This window comes from Thermosyntropha tengcongensis (assembly GCF_055381335.1).
This window is the reverse complement of record NZ_AP042437.1, coordinates 214,874-234,992: the sequence shown is the minus strand read 5'-3', so window position 1 is coordinate 234,992 and position 20,119 is coordinate 214,874. Positions and strand designations below refer to the sequence as shown.

At 40.5% G+C, this 20,119-nt stretch carries 19 protein-coding genes and 1 pseudogene; 9 read left to right on the top strand and 11 right to left on the bottom strand.

Translation table 11 applies throughout. The annotated features are described in order from the left end of the window. Nucleotides 1-33: 33 nt before the first annotated feature. On the bottom strand, nucleotides 34-864 hold the full coding sequence (locus ACZ42E_RS01160; RefSeq protein ID WP_464892634.1) for a hypothetical protein: 831 nt from the start codon (nucleotides 862-864) through the stop codon (nucleotides 34-36). 270 nt (nucleotides 865-1,134) lie between these two features. Then, nucleotides 1,135-1,848: a hypothetical protein gene (locus tag ACZ42E_RS01155; protein WP_464892633.1), complete on the bottom strand. Its 714-nt coding sequence runs from the start codon at nucleotides 1,846-1,848 to the stop codon at nucleotides 1,135-1,137. 179 nt (nucleotides 1,849-2,027) lie between these two features. On the opposite strand from ACZ42E_RS01155, the gene ACZ42E_RS01150 reads away from it, so the two are divergent. From ACZ42E_RS01150 to ACZ42E_RS01135, 4 genes are all read left to right on the top strand, one after another. Then, nucleotides 2,028-2,498, top strand: a complete 471-nt coding sequence (locus ACZ42E_RS01150) for a DUF488 family protein, N3 subclade (RefSeq protein WP_464892632.1) — start codon at nucleotides 2,028-2,030, stop codon at nucleotides 2,496-2,498. Further along, nucleotides 2,495-2,926: a DUF488 domain-containing protein gene (locus ACZ42E_RS01145; RefSeq protein ID WP_464892631.1), complete on the top strand. Its 432-nt coding sequence runs from the start codon at nucleotides 2,495-2,497 to the stop codon at nucleotides 2,924-2,926. Before ACZ42E_RS01150 ends, ACZ42E_RS01145 begins: the two co-directional genes overlap by 4 nt. Nucleotides 2,927-2,973: 47 nt before the next feature. After that, nucleotides 2,974-3,714: a dual OB domain-containing protein gene (locus tag ACZ42E_RS01140; protein ID WP_464892630.1), complete on the top strand. Its 741-nt coding sequence runs from the start codon at nucleotides 2,974-2,976 to the stop codon at nucleotides 3,712-3,714. Nucleotides 3,715-4,032: 318 nt separating this feature from the next. Next, on the top strand, nucleotides 4,033-5,664 hold the full coding sequence (locus ACZ42E_RS01135) for a long-chain-fatty-acid--CoA ligase (RefSeq protein WP_464892629.1): 1,632 nt from the start codon (nucleotides 4,033-4,035) through the stop codon (nucleotides 5,662-5,664). 70 nt (nucleotides 5,665-5,734) lie between these two features. Here the strand turns inward: ACZ42E_RS01135 and ACZ42E_RS01130 are convergent, their stop codons facing one another. The 3 genes from ACZ42E_RS01130 to guaD form a co-directional block, all read right to left on the bottom strand. Beyond that, nucleotides 5,735-6,202 (bottom strand): hypothetical protein, encoded by a 468-nt coding sequence (locus tag ACZ42E_RS01130; RefSeq protein ID WP_464892628.1) that lies wholly within the window; start codon nucleotides 6,200-6,202, stop codon nucleotides 5,735-5,737. Between the two features lie 3 nt (nucleotides 6,203-6,205). After that, a complete protein-coding gene (locus ACZ42E_RS01125; RefSeq protein ID WP_464892627.1) occupies nucleotides 6,206-6,715 on the bottom strand; it encodes a macro domain-containing protein in 510 nt (169 codons plus the stop codon). Between the two features lie 101 nt (nucleotides 6,716-6,816). Next, a complete protein-coding gene (gene guaD / locus ACZ42E_RS01120; protein ID WP_464892626.1) occupies nucleotides 6,817-8,103 on the bottom strand; it encodes a guanine deaminase in 1,287 nt (428 codons plus the stop codon). A gap of 477 nt (nucleotides 8,104-8,580) precedes the next feature. Here guaD and ACZ42E_RS01115 point away from each other — a divergent pair, with 477 nt between their 5' ends. The 5 genes from ACZ42E_RS01115 (at nucleotide 8,581) to ACZ42E_RS01095 (ending at nucleotide 12,755) form a co-directional block, all read left to right on the top strand. Next, nucleotides 8,581-9,309: a MerR family transcriptional regulator gene (locus ACZ42E_RS01115; RefSeq protein ID WP_464892625.1), complete on the top strand. Its 729-nt coding sequence runs from the start codon at nucleotides 8,581-8,583 to the stop codon at nucleotides 9,307-9,309. After that, entirely contained in the window at nucleotides 9,302-10,003 is a 702-nt protein-coding gene (locus ACZ42E_RS01110) for a cytochrome b/b6 domain-containing protein (protein WP_464892624.1), read from the top strand. The genes ACZ42E_RS01115 and ACZ42E_RS01110 overlap by 8 nt, the downstream gene beginning before the upstream one ends. Before the next feature lie 25 nt (nucleotides 10,004-10,028). Then, a complete protein-coding gene (locus tag ACZ42E_RS01105; protein WP_464892623.1) occupies nucleotides 10,029-10,364 on the top strand; it encodes a 4Fe-4S dicluster domain-containing protein in 336 nt (111 codons plus the stop codon). Between the two features lie 80 nt (nucleotides 10,365-10,444). Further along, nucleotides 10,445-11,206 carry a molybdopterin-containing oxidoreductase family protein gene (locus ACZ42E_RS01100; RefSeq protein WP_464892622.1) on the top strand — a complete coding sequence of 254 codons (762 nt, stop codon included), beginning with the start codon at nucleotides 10,445-10,447 and terminating at the stop codon, nucleotides 11,204-11,206. Between the two features lie 142 nt (nucleotides 11,207-11,348). Further along, on the top strand, nucleotides 11,349-12,755 hold the full coding sequence (locus ACZ42E_RS01095; protein WP_464892621.1) for a molybdopterin-containing oxidoreductase family protein: 1,407 nt from the start codon (nucleotides 11,349-11,351) through the stop codon (nucleotides 12,753-12,755). A 384-nt stretch (nucleotides 12,756-13,139) separates the two neighbouring features. On the opposite strand, the pseudogene ACZ42E_RS01090 reads toward ACZ42E_RS01095, so the two are convergent. The 6 genes and pseudogenes from ACZ42E_RS01090 to ACZ42E_RS01065 all read right to left on the bottom strand — a co-directional run bounded on the left by ACZ42E_RS01090 (nucleotide 13,140) and on the right by ACZ42E_RS01065 (nucleotide 19,732). Beyond that, nucleotides 13,140-14,360 (bottom strand): annotated as a pseudogene (locus ACZ42E_RS01090) (IS256 family transposase). An 89-nt stretch (nucleotides 14,361-14,449) separates the two neighbouring features. Continuing rightward, on the bottom strand, nucleotides 14,450-14,650 hold the full coding sequence (locus tag ACZ42E_RS01085) for an IS3 family transposase (RefSeq protein WP_464893450.1): 201 nt from the start codon (nucleotides 14,648-14,650) through the stop codon (nucleotides 14,450-14,452). Nucleotides 14,651-15,007: 357 nt separating this feature from the next. Beyond that, a complete protein-coding gene (locus ACZ42E_RS01080; protein WP_464892620.1) occupies nucleotides 15,008-15,322 on the bottom strand; it encodes a transposase in 315 nt (104 codons plus the stop codon). Nucleotides 15,323-15,383: 61 nt separating this feature from the next. After that, nucleotides 15,384-16,265, bottom strand: coding sequence for a DNA adenine methylase (locus tag ACZ42E_RS01075; protein ID WP_464892619.1), 882 nt, complete (start codon nucleotides 16,263-16,265; stop codon nucleotides 15,384-15,386). 11 nt (nucleotides 16,266-16,276) lie between these two features. Next, complete coding sequence (locus ACZ42E_RS01070) at nucleotides 16,277-17,683, bottom strand: DNA double-strand break repair nuclease NurA (RefSeq protein ID WP_464892618.1); 1,407 nt, start codon at nucleotides 17,681-17,683, stop codon at nucleotides 16,277-16,279. Nucleotides 17,684-17,713: 30 nt separating this feature from the next. Beyond that, nucleotides 17,714-19,732 carry an ATP-binding protein gene (locus ACZ42E_RS01065; RefSeq protein WP_464892617.1) on the bottom strand — a complete coding sequence of 673 codons (2,019 nt, stop codon included), beginning with the start codon at nucleotides 19,730-19,732 and terminating at the stop codon, nucleotides 17,714-17,716. Nucleotides 19,733-20,119: the final 387 nt, after the last annotated feature.

Here is a 20,119-nt window from a genome sequence, read left to right as displayed (position 1 = left end):
TTTATAAATTTCGCGCCGCATATCAGATCCTAACTAACCTCTCCCGGCCAGGTTGACGGCCAGGTTGTACAAAAACCAGCCATCACCATTTACAAAAACCTGCGGCCTGGCACTGGCTGCGTCCCTCTGCACCCCTATCCCATCCCGGTAAGGCCTGAAAGAAACAATCTTGCTGTAAGGTATGCGAAAACTCTTTCTTTCCCCGCCAAAATAAATATGTTTGTCCGTCAGGGCCAGGATGCCGGTATCAACATGTACCATCTCCTGCGTTTCTACCGGATACCCCTTAAAACCTCCTATCCGGTAGTATACCCCCCTGGCAATGCGTATGCTCACCCCCTGGCTTCCTCCCACATACTGCCGCTTCGTTTTTTCTTCATAATATTTAACCCCTTTGAAAACCCACACCAGGCTTTCCTTTTTTTGGAAATTGAAAGGCAGCGGCACATCGGTACTTATCCGCTGAGGCACCTTCCCTTCCATAACCTCGCGCAAGACAGCAGCTTCCACCAGCCTGGTATACCAGCCCCTTCTGTCCAGAGCCTGCTGGTTAAAGCCAAAATGCTCAACAAAAGCCGTAAGCTTTTTTTCCTCCTCTTCTTCCAGGCATCCGTCTTCCAGATAACATTCAACTTCCTCTTCCCAGGCCTTTACCATTATATCCCGCAGCTTGTTTTCATCGACAAAACTTTCTCTGGCCCTGGCCAAAAGCCTGTTTTCCAGCCCTTCATAAACTTCCCCGGCTATAGCCGTTTTTATTTCTTTAAGCAGCCACTCAACCCCGCTCCTGTGTTTTTCCTCACATTCTTTGTGCTTTCTCCTCAAGAACCCTGCCGGCTGTCCGCAGTAAACACAGTCTCCCATAATGCCCTCCTTAGCTGAATTTATCCTTTAAACCTGAAACATTCCCCTTTTTATTATAATCAGCCTGCAGCTCCCAGATAACCCTGGATGACAACCAATCCAGAAATTGGCTGCCAGAAATTTTATATGCCAAAATCTGCTCCGGCATACAGCTTCCTTAAAAATCCCCTGGCAAAAATCCCGTCCGGCAATCAAATCCTATCCCAGATAAAAACCAGGTACCAATCCGCCCAGCAGGTAATATTTAAAATATTTAATTCAGCAATCCCATCATTTTAGCCTGTATTTCATCCTCCTGATGTTTCTTGCCATTTCCCGCAAAACATCCTGATTCGTATAAATCTTTTCCCCCACCTCCAGCAGCCAGTAGCGGTTAATTTTTCTTTCGCCTTCCCTTTCCCTCATTCTGGCCCTGGAATAATTTTTATATTCGTCCAAATCCAGGTTTATCATTTTTCTATCCCTATACCTCCACTGGCCATTGGAGATGAAAAATAAAAAACTATCCATAACCACCTGCATAAAAAACTGCTCTTCCTTATCATAGCTATATATTTCAGGATACCTAAAACCATGCCCATCACAGCTGTAGCCTGTATTCAGCCCTGAAACATTAATCCAGCGCACTATGCCTGCCATAAAAGTGTCCATTATCCATAAATCAATCCTCTCAAAATCTGCCCTTCCCCCTTCTGCCCCTGCATGCAGGTTTTCAACCGCCTGCAGCCATAATTTTTCATTCATAAATTCCTGTTCAGGGACAAAAACCTGTTTTTCCTCATCAAAACAACTGCTCATTCCTAAATAATCTATTATTTTCCTGAAATATTCCCTATTCATCTCATTTTCCGCTGCCAAACTAAACCCTTTACCTGATTTCGGCACATAAAAGCCGCTCCTTATAAAAATCCTCTCCCAGGGCAGTTCCTTCATCAGTTCAACTTCCTCCGGCAAAAGAACCCCCCATTCATTCCTTCCCGGCATGTAAAATCCCTCCCTGTCAAAAATCATCCCTTATGTGGTTAAATTTTAAAATATGAATGTGACAATAGGTTGTCAGTGCTATATTCTAATTATTATTTAGCACTTTTTTGCAAATAACTGGTATAATTTACTTATAAAACACCCCAAAAGACAAAAACTAAAAGTAGGGAGTAATATATATGTCTCCAAAAAAAGGTTTATTGATTACTGCATCTATCCGTAACATAAAATACCTGTGCTGTGACGAAATATGGCAAATAACCCGTAGCCGTCAAATAAACCCTGACATTCGCTGGGTTCCGGAACTTGCTCCCAGCAAATATTTATATGAGAAATTTATCCAGGAGTGGAAAGGCAAAGATCCCGCCAGCTGGTGGCCCTTCTATCAGGAAATATTCAACCGGGAATTGTCCCAGGAAAATAAAAAGCCATTTCTACGCCTGTTATGGAAAAAACTAAAGAGCGGTCAAAAAATAGCCTTGGTATGTTTCTGCCCTGATCATCGTTACTGCCACCGTACACTTGTTGCTCAATTTTTTCAAAATTACGGCATTAATACAATTGAATACATACCAGAAACCAACCAAAATGCGGAAATTAAACAACCAAACCTTTTTGATTTACAAGTAATGGAGGTAGGAGAGAATTGAATATTTATACTATAGGTTTCTCCAAAAAAAATCTGCGCCAGTTCATAGAGCTTATCCGTAAAGCCGAGATAAATAAAATAATTGACGTAAGGCTCAATAATACATCTCAACTAGCCGGCTATGCCAAAAAAGATGATTTAAAGTTCATACTGGAAATTTTTAATATAGAATATGAACACATACCGGAACTTGCACCTACTGAAAAACTGCTCAAAGATTTTAAAAACAAAAATATCTCCTGGGAAGACTACGAAAAAGAATTCAAACAAATTCTCCAAAAAAATAATCCTGCGACCTTTATAGAAATACAGGATGGACAAAACATATGCCTTTTATGCTCAGAAGATAAACCTAACTACTGCCATCGCAGACTTATAGCCGAAGCTCTTATTGAAACCTATCCTGAATTGAAAATAATTCATCTTTAATTTTTTAATTTTATTTTTACCTTAAAAACAGGGCGGGGAGAGGGAAAATGAAAAAAACCATAATATGCTTGGCTTTGTCTTATAAAAATGGAGCATATTGTATAGCTGGCATCGATGAACAGGGTAATTGGATAAGACCGGTAAATAAAGGAGGCAAAGAACTACAAAAATCAGATATTGAAGATAAAAATGGCAACCTCCCTAAGCTGCTTGAAATCTGGGAAGTAGAATTTTTAGAAAAAGAACCCCTTTACTATCAACCTGAAAACTGGGTTATAGATAATTCTTACCATTGGGAAAAGGTCCAAAGTATTTCTCCTGAAAATTTAAAATATTACTGTTCTTCCGATCGTTACATCTTTAGAAATGCAAAAGCACAAATACCCTCATATGAATTAAAAAAACATCCTATTGAAAAATCGTTAATGTTAATCCAGGTCAAGTCTTTTATGGTATATAAAAAATATAGAAAAAAGCCCCAAATACGAGCTGTATTTAAATACCAAAATCAAGTATATGATTTGCCTATAACTGATATTTCTTGGTACGACAACTTTGTCGACCCATTATTCGGTAAATATCATAAAAATGAGAACTATTTTTTTATAGGAAATTTTTACTTTATAATAGGTCTTGGAGAAGAATATAGAAAAAATCACTATAAACTCATTGTAGGCATTATCTCAGATAAGGATTCTACCACTGAAGGGAAAATCAATCTTGTTTTTCCCGGCTTTACAGATGATCAAGTGCGAAGTCTTTTTATTGAAACATTATTAGAAAAATAAGTTGTCATTGGCTGACAATATTTTTACTTGAAAATCCTTCCGACATTTTGCCCCCCCTTTTATTTGCTCAAACTCTCCAACAGCATATTTCTAAGTAGTAACTAATACACTACTAATTTTCATCCTTTAGTATAGTCTCTGTTTCCATGCCAACAGTATATCATTCCAGCATCACAGCAAAATTTTACATTTAAAATCACATTTTTTTGATTTTCAAATAAAGCCCTGTGTATAAAAGTTGGAATTAGCAGCAGGAAATTATCACAATATGTCAAAATTATATTACATAGCAGAATATTTAGGGGTGGAGGTATTCGTATGGAAGAAAAACGCTGGTACAAATGGTATGATAAAGGGGTTCCCTATCATATCGACTATCCAAAACTGCCTTTAAAAGACTTCTTTAACCGCAACGCCGGAGCCAGGCCGGAAAAACCCTATCTTCTCTTTCGCGACCGGACTATAACCTACGGGCAGGCCAATGCCATGGCCAAAAGGCTGGCCCAGGGGCTCATGTCTCTGGGAGTCAGGAAAGGCGACCGGGTAGCCTTCATGATGCACAACATACCTGAATATGTAATCTCCCTGCAGAGCCTCTATAAAATTGGGGCTATAGCCGTCCCCATGAACCCCAACTATACCCTGCACGAACTTACCCATCAGTTCAATGACAGCGGAAGCGAAACAGTAATCATAGCTGCCCCGTTTGCCAGCAAGGCTGTGGAACTGCGCTCAAGCAATAAAACCCCGCTCAAAAACATAATTGTGGTGGATTTGGCCTCCAGCAGCCTTGACCAGCCTGACCTAATCGACTTTTACGCCCTGATAGAAAAATCTCCAGAAATTGAGCCGGATATAGAAGTATTCCCGGAAGATATAGCCATGCTGCAGTATACCGGAGGCACTACCGGATTGTCCAAAGGCTGCTGCCTTACCAACTTCAACCTTTTAGCCATAGCCTACCAGGATTATGTATGGTTCAAGCCGGCCTTTCCTGACAACAATATGGTTAATCTGGCAGCTATCCCTTTCTACCACATTTACGGCTTTAATACCAGCATAAACATTAACATGATAGCCGGCGGCACTATCGTAATCGTCGACCTGCCTACTCCCGACAACCTCCTGGAAAATATAAACCATTTCAAACCCAACTTCTTCGCTGCTGTCCCTGCCATGATATACGCGCTTAACCAGCACCCGGGAATAACCAGTTCGGAGATAAAATCTATAAAAGGGATGATATGCGGTTCATCTCCCCTGGCTGTGGAAGCCATGAAAAAATTTGAGGAACTGGCCCAGACGGTCATAACAGAAGGATACGGCATGTCTGAAACCTCCAATGTTCTAACCTGCAATCCCATGTTTACCAAGCGCAAACCAGGGACTGTCGGCATACCCTGGCCGGATGTCGACATAAAAATTGTGGACCTGGAAGATGGAGTTACTGAAGTTCCTATCGGCGAACCAGGGGAACTTATTGCCCGCGGACCCCAGATAATGATCGGCTACTGGCAAAATCCCGAAGAAACTGCCAAGGTATTCCGCGACGGCTGGCTCTACACCGGCGACATTGCCACCATGGATGAAGACGGGTATATAACTATTGTCGACCGCAAGAAAGATATGATTCTGTGCAGCGGCTTTAATGTTTATCCGCGGGAGATTGATGAAGTGCTTTACGGCCATCCTAAAGTGCTGGATGCCTGTACTATAGGCATTCCCGACCCCAAACGGGGCGAAACCCCTAAAGCGTTCATCGTTCTAAAACCTGGCGAAACCATGACCGAAGAAGAAGTAAAAGAATACTGCCGCCAGTTCCTGGCCCCTTATAAAGTACCTACAGAAGTGGCATTTATTGACGAACTCCCCCGCACTTCCGTAGGCAAACCTATGCGCCGCGCCCTGCGGGACCAGGAATTAGCCAAACTAAAAGAAAAGCAGCAGTAGCGTTTATCCCCTTTTCTCTCCAAATAAAAATCAGCCAGAGCCGGGAATCCCCGGTTCTGGCTGATTCATTTCATTCTTCCGCCTCCGGCTTTCTGTCGTCATGCCCCTTGGGCACCGTTATAACCCGGGTAACCCCTCCTGCTACATAGGTTCTCCCGCATTCCGGGCAGGTGCCTATGATAAAATTGACACTTACCCCTGCCACTTCCCGGCCTTCCCTTTCTGCTCTGGCCTTTTCCCTCACCACATGTTCATTTTCATGCCTGGCGACTGCCACCCCGGACATGCCAGCAGGGACATAGGCCGGTGTCTTAAAAGATACCCCGGGATCATTTGAAACATCAACATAGCGGCGCGATTTGCAGGTTTTGCACTCCTTAATCCCCAGCTGTTTATCTATCCTGTCTTTCGCGTCTACGATTTCCCTAACCTCTTTCTCCTTATCCGGAATATACATACCCGCAAACCTTTGTGCATAAACACTATTATTTATCCCTGCACCATCCATTAAACATCCCTTTCCTTCGCCTACAAGCACCTTCTAAACCCACAGCTCCGGAAACATCTCCCGGCTCAGGCTTACCGCCTCTTCATCCAGCAGAACCAGGCAGACCTGCATATCTTCCTTTTGCAAAAACTCTCTTATAGCTGAAACCGCGATTTCTAAAGCCTCTTTTTTGGGATATCCGAATATGCCGGCAGAAATGAGGGGAAAAGCAACCGAATGGCATCCTTTCTCCCTGGCCAGCTTAAGGGAATTGAGGTAGCAGGAATAGAGCAGCTTATCTTCTCCTCTACTTCCTCCCTGCCACACCGGTCCCACGGTATGGATTATATAGCGGGCAGGAAGCCGGTAGCCTCCGGTTACCACCGCTTTCCCGACATCGCATCTCCCTATCCTGTCGCACTCTGCCTGCAGCTCCCCTGCCCCGGCAGCAGCAAAAATAGCCCCACATACCCCTCCTCCCCGCTGCAGGGAAGAATTGGCAGCATTCACCACCGCATCAACCTCTATCCGGGTTATATCCCCCTTTATTATCTTGAGCGGCAAACAAGCTCCCCCCTTTCTTATCGCCTTGTAATTTAATTTTATATAAAATGCTGTTTTTTACCAACAAAAAAAGGGAGGCTTTTCGCCTCCCTTCCCGTCATCTAAAACTGGGGTTCCTCCACTTTCTGTCCGGCTACATATCTGGCTACGATATTCCGGTCATCTCCGATATAGATAAACCTCTGCAGCCTTTCCTCAATAGTGCGCGGGTTTACATCAGCAAGGGAACTGTCGTCGATAACCAGGGCATCAAACTCATACCCTTCTTCAAAGCTTCCCACCTTGCCGAAGAAGCTGCCTCCTCCCTTGGTGGCCAGGTAGAAGAGCTCTGCTGTCGACAGCGGATCCCCATTCTGGCTGTTTTCCACCCATTTCAGCTTGGAAACCTGGGCAGCGGCTACCATAACGCTGGGAATCGATACATCATGGCCTCCCGATATATCGCTGGCCAGCCCTACCGGCACCCCTGCCTCTACCAGCTTCCTTATCGGTGATATCCCGCTTGACAGATTATTGTTGGAATGGGGTGAGTGGGCCACATACACTTTATTTTTGGCCATCAAGGCAATCTCCTCATCAGTCAAATAGATGCAGTGCGCCATTACCGTCGGCTGCTGGCCAAAGAGCCCGAATACATCATATACACTGGCGTAATTGGCACATTCCGGATGCAGTTCCTTAACCCAGGCTACTTCCGACCTGTTTTCCGACAGGTGGGACTGAACCGGCACATTATACTTTTTGGCAAGTTCTGCCAGACCTTTCATGAGATCAGGGGAACAGGTCGGAACAAACCGGGGGGTAACTATCGGTTTAACCTTTTCATACCTGTTTACCGTCGCCTTCAAAAATTCTTCCGTATCCCGCAAAGAATCCTCGGTAGACTCAATCAATATGTCAGGGGAATTCCTGTCCATATTGACCTTGCCTACATAAGCGGAAAGCCCTGCCTTGTCCAGCAAATCCATCAGCTTGATGGTGGCATCCTTATGAATGGTGGCAAACAGAACTACCCGGGTAGTCCCCATTTTCCACAATTCCTTGACCACCTTTTTATACGCCTTTTCCGCATATTCCAGATCCTTATATTTGGATTCTTCCGGGAAAGTGTAAGTTTCCAGCCAAGGCAAAAGCTCTTTATCAAGCCCCAGACCCCGGTTTACAAACTGGGGGGCATGAAAATGCAAATCCACAAAGCCCGGAATTATGAGCTTATCGCCATAGTCTACCACTTCACAGTTCTGATATTCTGCCGGTAAAGCCTGATAAACGCCCTTTACCCTGCTTCCTTCCACTGCAATATAGCCGTTTTCGATTATTTCGTACCTGCCAAATGCAGGAGTAAAAACAACATGTCCCTTATAAACCTTTACATCCACTGCCGACATCTGACCATCTCCTTAATTTTTTTAAAGTAAAAAAAGCCTGCTCTGACTAAAATTATGCCCCTTCACTATTGATTTAATTTGCTGGCAACCATAAGCCTATTTAATTTTTCCGCCCGCAACCTGGATTATGCTGCCGTTTTTTCCGCTTCCAATTCCCCCTTGCCTTTCTAATATTATCCAAATAAAAAGGGCAGGTATGCCTGAAATACCCGCCCAAGTATATCCTTTTTATTATTTTTCATGCCTGAAGCCTGCTATATACAAGCTTTTCCTTATTTATAAAAAATTATCCCCTGACTTTATTCCATCACACCATGGTTAATTATATCACAGGAAGGGGATAAAGTGGTTTAAAATTTTTTATTAATCTATCATTCGCCAAAATATCCCATAAAAAGAACTTCCTCCAGTAGATCTCTTGACAAAGTGTATAGTGTATATATACACTATACATAACTAGGGTTAAGGGGGGCAGTCATGACAAAAGAAACCAAATTATACAAAATGAGTGATTTAGTACGTTTATCTGGCGTATCTAAACAGACAATCCACTTCTACATCCGAGAAGGTCTATTGTTGCCACCGATACGTACCAGCAAAAATATGGCCTATTACGATGAGTCAACAGTGGAGGATATCCGCTTCATCAAAGAACTGCAGGAAAAACGTTACTTACCCCTGGCAGTTATCAAAAAAATCCTGGAGGCAAAGCGTGAAGGCCATGATCTCTTAGAAGAAGATCACCTTATTTTATTTGATCATCTATTCAACCAAACCCAAGTTGATGGACCTAACCAGCAATTTGATAAGTCATCTTTTTTAGCAGAAACCGGCCTTAGCGACAGGGATTTGAACCAGTTGATCGATATGGGGCTCTTCTCCCCGTCTTTTGAAGAAAATGGCTTTCAGTTTAACAGGTTTGATCTTATGGTAGCACGAGCCTTAAAAGAATTAATATCCATGGGTATGAAACTACAGGATCTCGAAATCTATAGCATTTTCCTGCAATGCGCCCGCAAGGAAGCTGAGCTAGTTCATGACAGGATCATTCACCAAGATAAGGAAGAACAACACCCACCCATCAAGGAAATTTATTCAAGGTTAGAAAAAATAAAAAGCTTGCTTACAGCTAAAGCCTATCGTGAGTATTTTATCACCCATGACCATGCTGAAAAGGTTAAGAAAGGAGCATATGGAAATGATTGAGTTTTACGGTTCACACAAGTTGTTGGTATGGAGCACTGCTATCCTTCTATCCATAGCAAGTTGCCTGCTCTATTATATAAATTTCGGGCCTCATCCAATATCCAGCGATGAGAACAGTCCAGATATTCTGGTACGTAGATTCAGGCCCCGGGAATGGATTTCTCATTGGTTAATGCTGCTTGGATTTTTAATATTAGCAATTACTGGTTTGATACAGGTTATTCCCAGTATAAAAATGGGACATTTAGGCCCATTTCATGGCTGGCTGGGATTTATATTTTTTATCATTTCATTGATAACTTTGGTCGGGTGGATTCCTGATGCCCTTTTTAAGAGGTATGATTGGTCCTGGCTACTAAAAATGGGTGGATATTTTTCCCATAATACTGAACCAATAGTAGCTGGGCGATTTAATGCTGGGCAAAAGATATATTACTGGTCCATATTACTGGTCTTGATCGGCTTACTGGTCACCGCTATTGTGATGGAACATGGTTCTCATAGTTCGGCAGGGAGAAAAGAATTGTTCTGGTGCCTTCATAGGCTGCTCGGCTGCCTGGCCACCATGATGGTTATAGTTCATGGCTTTCTTGCTCTTTTCGTCAATCCTGATACATCTCGGGTATTAAGAGATGGACGAATTTCCAAAGCATATATTGATAAGCATCATCCACTCTGGAAAATCCCACAGTAGGTCAATAAAGGAGGTAACTAGCAAAATGGGCAAATCTACGGATTATATTTTGATAAACACAAAAAATTGCGATTCCTGCGGCAAATGTATTGAAGTCTGTCCAAAAAAAGTACTTGGTACAGTAACTGTTATTTTTCACAAACATGTCCATATAGACGAACCAGAACAGTGCATAGGATGCTTGAAATGTGTCAAAACATGTCCACAGAACGCTATAATCTCTCGCCGCGATACAGAAAAAGAGAATACATCATATGCTACTCCTGCCCATAGGTATAGGAGAAACCGCCATCTTAAACATTGGGATATTAATATAGACCTAATATCTTACCCAAAACACTCTAGGCTTTTAATATCTTGAAAATTAACAATCAAGCAATGACTTTCAATTAAAAGCTACAATAATTAACCAGCTATATTGGCTGGCCGGAGGTGAACAATATGCAAAATACCAGGATAATTAAATCAGCATGTCGTATGTGCCACGGAGTATGTCAGGTTCTGGTTCATATGGAAGGAGAACGGGTGGTAAAAATCACTGGAGATCCGGAAAGCCCTACCAGCCGCGGCTACATCTGCCGCAAGGGGGCTGCTTCTGTAGAGTTGCTGTATCACCCTGACAGAGTACTGCAGCCGTTGCGCAGAGCAGGTAAACGCGGCGAAAACAAATGGACGCCAATATCTTGGGATGAAGCGCTGGATGAGATGGCGGAGCGGCTGCTCAAAATAAAACGCGAAAGCGGACCGCAGTATTTTGCTATGATGCACGGAACAGGACGGCCTTACGAAAACCTGGGGGCTCGGTTTGCCAACGCTTTTGGTACTCCTAACTTCACTGGCGTAGGCCACATTTGTTTCTGGCCGCGCGTTTACGCTAATATATTTACTCAGGGAATGTCTGAGCTGCCGGTGTGCGATGTCTACGGACAGGGTGGAGTGGCCCCCCAATGTGCAGTTATATGGGGATGCAACATCACTGGTCCTAAGGGGCATAATTCGTCCGATGGAATGTGTGAGGCACTACTGCAAAAGGCTATAAAAAATGCCCAAAAAGTAATAGTAGTAGATCCCAGACGCATTTCCCCTGCGGAAAATGCCGACCACTGGCTGCAATTGAGGCCCGGGACTGATGGAGCATTGGCGTTGGCTATGATCCACGTCATTATTGTTGAAGACTTGATCGAGCAGGAATTCGTTAGTTAGCAAATATACTGTTGGATTTGAACGTCTAAAAGCGCATATAAAGCATTTTACACCTGAATGGGCAGAAAAAATAACCTGGGTAAGAGCTGAAGATATCCGGGCAGCAGCAGCACGTACTTACGCTACTGTCAAACCAGCCTGTATGCAATGGGGAAATGCCATCGATCACAGTATGTGCAATTTTCATACAGCACGCTCGCTGTTGATACTGCGGGCAATCACAGGCAACTTACATGTACCTGGTGGAGATATTATATTTGAGCGTCCTCAGGGGTTGCGCGTGAAATTTCCCTACCTGGACCCTGATTTTGCTGGGTTTCGTTTTATGCCTTTGCAGAATTACCAGTATGCCTTGGATGGGAATCATGTAAAACAAAATACATCTTCAGGGAAAAGATTTATCCAGGATCTAGCACTTCAGTCTTTGAACTTACTGAAATACAATTTTTACCCGTTACTCAAAAAGTCTACCCAGGGAGAAATACAGGCAATTAAACTGATATCCAAATTAAAAGGTGCACGTTATCCCTTAAGTCCAGTTATTCATCCGCCGACCTTCTGGAAATCCATCGTCAACAATGACCCATATCGCATTCGCGCTTTGTGGATTATAGGGGCTAATCCCCTCCTCACCATGAGCAATTCATTATTAATAGAAGAAGCTTTAAAACTAATCGAGTATGTTGTAGTTTCCGATTTCTTTATAACTCCAACAGCTCAATATGCCGACTTATTTCTTCCCGCATCAACATGGCTGGAATATGACGAGGTTCACAACTCCGGTGCGCACACATTTAGTGTATTTCCAAGGAAAAAAGTTGTCCAAATAGGGGATACCCGTGATGACCAGGAAGTCATCATACAATTGGCCAGGCGGCTAGGCATGCATGATGCTTTTCCCTGGCGCAGCCATCAGGAACTTACCGATTGGATGCTGAAAGGCACCGGTCTTAGTTTTGAAGAATTTTGTGAAAAAGGCATCTTAACCGGTAAGGCCAAATATTATGCTTATGAAAAAGCGAAACACTTTTTCCGCACGCCTTCAGGAAAATTTGAGATATATTCTAAGACTCTGGAGTCTATGGGAATTTCTCCGCTACCCATTTATCGTGAGCCGGCTTTTTCTCCAGTTTCAACTCCCCAAGTTGCCGAAAAGTATCCTTTGATACTGATTGGCGGGGTAAAAATAGCCGATTATTTCCACAGCGAAGGCCGCCAGATAAGTTCGCTGCGCCGTAAAAATCCAGATCCACTGGTCGAAATAAATCCGAAAACTGCTGCATCTATCGGATGTTCCGATGGTGATTGGGTTTGGATCGAAACCCCACATGGCAGGGTAAAAATGCGGGCCAAACTATTTGACGGCATAGCTGAGAATGTAGTATGCGCTCAATATACATGGTGGTTTCCTGAGGAAACACCGCCTGAATACGGCTGGAAAAAATCAAGTGTCAACCTAATTTTCGGTGAGATGGATTATGATCCGGAAACCGGATCGGAATCATTAAAAAGTATGTTATGTAGAATATACCCGGTACAAGATAGTTAAATGGCTTTACATACCGCCCACCTTAGCACATTATTTATGTAAAAAATCTGTTTAAATCTAATACCCTTTAAAAATTACATAAAATCACAGGCTACTGGGGAAATAAGTTTGAGGCTGTAAAAAATTTTGTGCTTTTATAAAAGCTAAGCCTTACTCCAGTCTGGCAAAATTTATTTCCCAGTTTTAAAAAGCCAGAATTTTATAGGGATTTGCCTTTTATAGGACTTATTTTTTCTTTTTAAAGCTTTTTTATTCATAAAAATGAATCCAAAAGGAAATAATTATTAATAATGGGGTATTTTGCATGAAAATTGAATTTTAGCAACTTAGGCACATTTATTTTCCTTAAGGGGATATTTCGCCTTAAGGAACCCTTGCTATTATTTACTGCATATAGGGCTCAAGCCTGTCCTCAAAATAAATTAACAGCTGATTTAATACTAAGTTCCAGTTTTTATACCGTGTAGTCCATTTTCTAATTACGTTTTGAGCTGCCAAATAAAGCATTTTTCTAATGCCTGGCCTGATGTAAATACTGCTTTTGTCCTGGTTGCTTTCCTGAATTGCCGGTGTACACTTTCTATATTATGTTAGTGGTATACATTATTTTTCTTATTTCATCAGGAAACTTGAAAAACGGCGATATTACATTCCAATTGTTATACCAGCTTCTTAAGGCAAACGGATATTTCTTACCCCACTTTTCTTCCAGCTCTTCTAATGCTTTATATGCTGTTACTGCGGTATAAACATTTTTGAAGTCTTTTGCAAATTCTTTTATATCTTTGTAAGATACATATTTGAAATTTGAAAGAATTTCTTAGCTGATGAATTATGCATCTTTGCATCTCCGCTTTTGGATATACAGCCTGTATTGCTTCCTTTATCCCACCTAACCCATCAACACTAAAAATTAATACATCTAAAACTCCTCTATTCTTTATTTCATTTAAAACTCCCAGCCAAAATTTTGAACTCTCATTCCCACCTATCCAGATACCTGAAATATCCTTGTTGCCTTCCAGAGTTATTCCCACTACTGAATAAGCCGCTTTGTTCTGTATTTGATTATCCTGCCGTACTTTGAAATGAATGGCATCCATGAATATAAAAGGGTAGATGGATTCTAACGGCTGGTTTTGCCATTCTCTTATCTGAGGCAATATATTATCTGTTATCTTGCTTACCATTTCTGCTGAGACTTCTATACCGTATAAGTCTTTTATTTGTTCATGTATATCCCGGGCGCTCATTTCCCCGGGCGTAAAGTAATATTATTTTATCTTCCATGCCAGCAATGTCCCGTTTGTTCTTGGGAGCTATTATGGGTTCAAATTCCCCATTGCGGCCTCTTGGAATTTCAAGTTCCATTTCCCCAGTACTGGTTTTTACAGTTTTTTCGGTATACCCGTTGCGGCGGTTATCGGTATTTTTGTTTTTCCGATCTCCTTTACTATACCCGAGTTCTGCCTCCATTTCTGCTTCTAAAAGTTCCTGGATAAATTCTTTTAAAAGATCTTTAAAGTAATTGTTGAGATCCTGGGCAGTTCTGATGTTTTCCTGTTTGGCAATTTCTCTTATTAATTCTTTTGGTATAGTTCCCATTTTTATACTCCTTTCTGTTTATTGTTATTTTTGCCAGAAAGGAGTATATTTTCCCTAAAGCACAAATTTTTCACACTACCATAAGTTTATTAAGTAACAGATACCAAAATATCTTTATCCCTGTTAAGCTCATAATAATCAGCAAGGTTATGGTATCCTAAGCTTCCATGTATTCTCCGGTTGTTATAATACTCTATATACTGGCTGATAATTTCATACGCTTCCCTGAAATTTAAAAATTCATTACAGGCATAACATTCTTCTTTCAAAATAGAACGAAATGCTTCTATATAAGTAATTAATATTAGGAGTTTTTACAGGTATTCTATCATGAATCAGCTTTAATTCCTGATACTTTTTTCAAACTCGGCTACTATAAACTATGGCCCATTATACATAGGCAAGAACATAGCCGGATATTATTAAGGATTATTTTTTCATCGCTTATTTTTTCACCAGTTTTATTTAAAGAATGGCTTGGTATTTGACGGTCCCTTTTTTCAGGATTAGTTCATTTATCTGAGGTTGTTTTTTCAGTTTTCTTTATATAAGCATAATAGGTGGATTGGGTTATTTAGGCAGAGTTAAGGACTTTACAGGTTTTATATCCTTTTTCTATCCACCTTCTGGCTATATTAACTCTGCCTTCACCTCGGGTTTTTGGTATTAGTCAACTCTTTTAAAATAGCAAGTTCTAATTCTTTTTCAGCAAGTAATCTTTTTAGCCTGTCGTTTTCAATGCTTACTTGTTGAAGCTGCTTTTCCAGGATTTTATTTCTATCCTTTTCGCCTCTGGGTAAGGTTTTCATAGACCCGGTTTTGCGATATTTTTTAATCCAGGAATGAATAGTGTTGGATGAAATATTATAGCGCCGGGCTACAATAGCTACATTGCCTGTTTCCTGACATTCTTTAATGATTTGTTCTTTTAGTTCATCGCTATACTGCTTTTTACCGCTCATTAATATCTACCCCCATTTGCTTAAAAGTTATCATATTAGATACAGATTTTCTTCAAAGGTTTTAGGGGGCTAAATAGACCTCATTTGTTCTTATTCGTGGAGGTATTCTAAGATTTGATATTAAAAGTTCCGGCTCTTTTTTTCTGCATCTTAGAACATAATCAACATAGATTCGTCTTAAAAAAGTATCCTGGCAGTATAATCCTCTTATATCCTCATGATCGTCATAACTGACCAGCCAGGGTACTTTTGAACGCAACAGTATCTCGGCTAATCGCTCATGTTGAAGCTTGTTATGCCAATAACGATATAAAATCTTTCCTTTATTATAGTAAGGGGGATCCACATACAAAAAAGTTCCCTGAGAAGAAAAATTGTCAAGGTTTTCGGTCAAAAAATTAAGAGCATCACCAAAATGTAACTTTACTCTCTTTCTTAGAGTCGATATCTTCTGTATCTGTTTAATAACAGTGGTCTTGTTAAAACGACAGCTTATTGAATACTGGGATTCTTGCTTTTGTCCTCCCAATGGTCCAGCATTAAGAATTCCAGAATAGTTACACCGGTTATAAAATAATCCTGCTAATCCCATATCTATAATTGGATAAGTAGTAATGTCATCCGTACGCAAGTAAGGCTGAAATTCATGCCATGTTTCAAGGGTTATTGGCGTTTGTTCGATTTTATGAATTAATTCATCAGTTTTTTCGAATACGCAAAACCAAAATGAATATATAAGCGGATCGCGTTCAACCAAAACAGCTCTTTCCATTGTTCCATTAAATAAAGAAAGAATAGAAATTATAGCACTTCCTGCATAAGGTTCTATTATCGTACAGCCAGCAAGATTATTCTCAAAAATTATTGCCTGAATGTAATCAAACAGTAACGCTTTGCTTCCTGGATATCGCAGAGGACTAATATGCTGAACTCTAGCAGGCATAGTCGAAACACCTACCTTTGCTGGTTTGATACAAAATTCTTTGTTAACAAATCCAATACTTTTCCACCGGGCTGCAGACTGATAGCAGTATATTTATGTGCCAATGCAACTGGAATAAGCGCATTTTCGTACAGTTCAGTTTCAAAATTTTTTATTATTTTTAATGCCTTTGGTAATCCAGGATAATTGTTTATATTTATCTTGTTTCTTAAAAACGTGTCTTTATCAGGCACGTTTTTTTCAGCACAATAATATGGCAGAGCGAATACAAACATTTTTCCTGAAGAAGTCTTATAAATAAAATCCTGACCATAATAAGTCTCATAACCAAAACCGTTTGAAGAACGTTCTCTGCTTGGGGTTATATAATTGTAACGGTAGTCATCGCTCACAGGGAGCAAACTTTCATTAGGAACATATTTATCTATCAAATTTAAATGCTCATAAATTTGGCCACTTTTTTGCAGCCCAATTACTAAAACTTCCGGCAATCCTCTATCTTTTAATTCATTATTAACTTTGTGTAGGTATTTCAACATTACTGCATGTAGCCAGGCGCCATTTCCGTAAATGGCTAAAGGCCCATCAATAATGAAAGTTACTGCAGATAAAGCATTTAGAGAAAGTTCTCTTAAAATGCGAATATAATGAAAAGTTAGCAAATGTTCCATTTGTTGCATCAAACGAGTTATCGCCACCGTATTAGACTGATATTCATGTACTTCTTCCCAAACTCTTAAACAATCTGAAGGATAAACATGCTTGTTACAGTAAGGACAAGATTGTTCATCGGGTATATCGCGTACTTCTACTGGCCCCTGCTTACATGAAGGACAAGTATGTAGCAATATGCTTTGAGGCTCCCCAGTTTTCAAAGGTCCTGATCTTAAGGCAGCTAAAGCAAACAGTGTACTTCTCAGGCTGGTTTCTGGTTTTGTATTATCGGACCTTATTTCATATAACTGTTTGTCCAGAGCTGCTCTGAAACTGTCACAGACTGAAGAATACCCCTTTTTTATTACATTGGAGCTTGGCAAAACTAATGATATGGAAGCATTATCTTTCTGTATTTCGGCAAATTTGAACGGATCTATAAATTTACGATTATACGCCCATAAGTTGCTTAATTTCTGAGTATCTATCAGTAAACAGCTAAATTTTAGATAAATTATTCTGGTACTTGGAAACCTATCATCAATACTAGCTTCATATGAACTACCGTCAGTTGCGAGTATATATCTCGGTATATCTATTTCGGAAAAATTTGGTACAGATATAAACATCCTTGCTATTCTTTCGCCTTCTATGTCTGAAGGAGGAGTCATAAGCTGACAGTTTTCTAAAAAAACTTGTACATCCGAGTTTTTTATTATATCCACATGAGAAGTTTTGCTCGCCTTTTCATTCTTATATCCCATCTGCATCCTCCCGATTAATTACAAGCTACTTTAACCTTCTTGAATCGAATTAGTAGAAATGTCTATAAAACTGCTAGGATCAAATCTATCAATTTGAACAGGTACTACAAAAGGACTTGAAAGCATTTTAACCCTATCAAAACCTACGTCTTGGGCCCTTAGAATTGACCGTTTAAAGTCATCGAAATCATAAAAACGTGCCAGTTCATTTATTTCTCGAGCATTGTTAAGATGGGAAATAAACCAGTTTTCTGTATTGGCCAAAATATTCGGATGTATTGATGATACTTCCTGGGTAGCATAAACTAGTGCAATTCGATACTTTGCGCCTTCTTTAGCCAGCCGGGGCCATGTATCGGTCAATTCATTATCTTTACCAATCAAGTTGTGAGCTTCTTCAATGTAAAAGACTATGTTTGGAGGAATGTTGCCCTCTACAAAAATATGCATGGATCGGTTAAAGATATATTCTGCAATCTGTTTGCTGATTTTATCACGAAGCAAAGGATCTCCAACTGACAGATCAAGAATAACAATACGACCATTAACAAGATGCTCATATATTTCTTCCCCTACCTCTCGATTGCGCCGAGGTGAATGATATGGTCTTGCATCAATGATTGTCTGATACCCTCGAATATATTGTCCATGGTTGTTTTTCTGAACAATAAGGTTTAACAGAGCATTAGTAGCTTCGTCAAGCCAGGGGCCTCCACTTGAACTAAGCAGTGTTTGGCGGCTATTTGCTTCACGTGCAGCAATGAACCACTGTACAGCCTGTTGCAAATTCAATCCATTATTAGGATCAGGAACATAAAGTTTGCGCTCTGCTAACACTTTGTTAACAGCCTCTCTGACTTCCTGATTTGCTGGAAATCTAACTGTATGATTGGGAGGAGCTTCAAATCCTGCTATGAAAAGAAGTGCTTGATAGGCAGCCGTTCTGACCTGCCATCTATTATGCTCGCTATATTCTTGAGGACTCGGTTCATCAAGTGACATTAATGTCAACTGGTTAACATCCGGCTGATTATCATAACCTCGTTCTCTGACTACACGAGCGATTTGGCTCAAACCCTCGTTAAGTTGCAGGTAAAAATTATTCTGCAGTTCATTGAAACCGGGCGTTCTTAACATCCTGTACCTTACTGTTTCGGTCGGATAGATATTGGCCAGTGCCCCTCGGTCCTGTTGGTTAGCATTAGCGTATTCCCCGTTTATATCATAAATAATCTGTCCAATATTTACCCCGCTTTGGCGAGATACCCTATGAACTACTGATACCAGTTGTTTAATCATATTTGATTTGCCGGTTCGAGTCATGCCTAATACTGCGGTTCTCCGGGCTAAGAAATCTCCTGGTTGAATATATACGGGAACCAGTTCTTCAGCAGAACTCCTATGTAAGCGATCAGTTGAAGTATATCTTACCGTCCCAATTTTGAAAGGCTCTATAGTTTGTGTGATTCCCATAGCTGCAAGTTCTTCTTTAATCCTATTTCTTTGAACAGGATCTACATAATTTACAATAGTTCTAAGCGCATCTCCGCGAGGACGATATACAGTAAGATGCAGTCCGTTATAAAAGTTTTCTAAATCACTACCTAAACAAAGGGTTCCCTCACGGTTATAAAAAGTTCCAAGAACCCTGCACTCCAATCCGCTCAGTTGCACATAATTCTGGGTTAGAGCATCATATCCTTGTATATTTTGATTTATATTGGGACCTGTCTGCTGTAAAAAATGATCTATTTTGGTTTTAATCATGTCATCGTCTTGAGGTAATTTACAGGAACCAACAACTCGTAGCAAAATAACTTCTCTTTCCTCAGGGGTTGATAATTCAAATTCATTAGGGCGCATAGCACTGGCTACCAAAAAACAATTGTGAGGAATGCCTAAAACCCGAGCTTTCCATAGATCACTGGTTAAAACATAAGCAACATCATAATCAATGTTATAAACCCACCCAACAAAATTTTCTTCCTGAATAAGAGTCATCAGAGGATCGCTCCCCCGGATGATCTGCCCAACGTTAGACATATTCATAATCTCATCTCCTTATTACCAGTTTATCTTCTGTTGCCTTCAAATTATTGATTAATAATGCTGGTTATAATCTAGTTATATCCATTTATTGATATTTTTGTAAGACTATCGTACATCAAGTTTTGCTTTACCAATCATTGGGAAAATAGTATAATGGCAAAAACTTCCCCCTTTAATTTAGGAAAAATGAACGGTAATCGACAATATCAAGCTTAAATTAACTAATTTGTTATTAAGCCCCTCAGTAAAAATCTCAATACCAAATATAGTTCCTTTGACTTATTTTACTCAGCCGTTTTCTTCCAACAAATAATTAAATAATTCTTTTTACAAGTATTTCTGTCTAGCTTGTTTTAGTTAAAAGAATTACTCTTGACATCATACAAT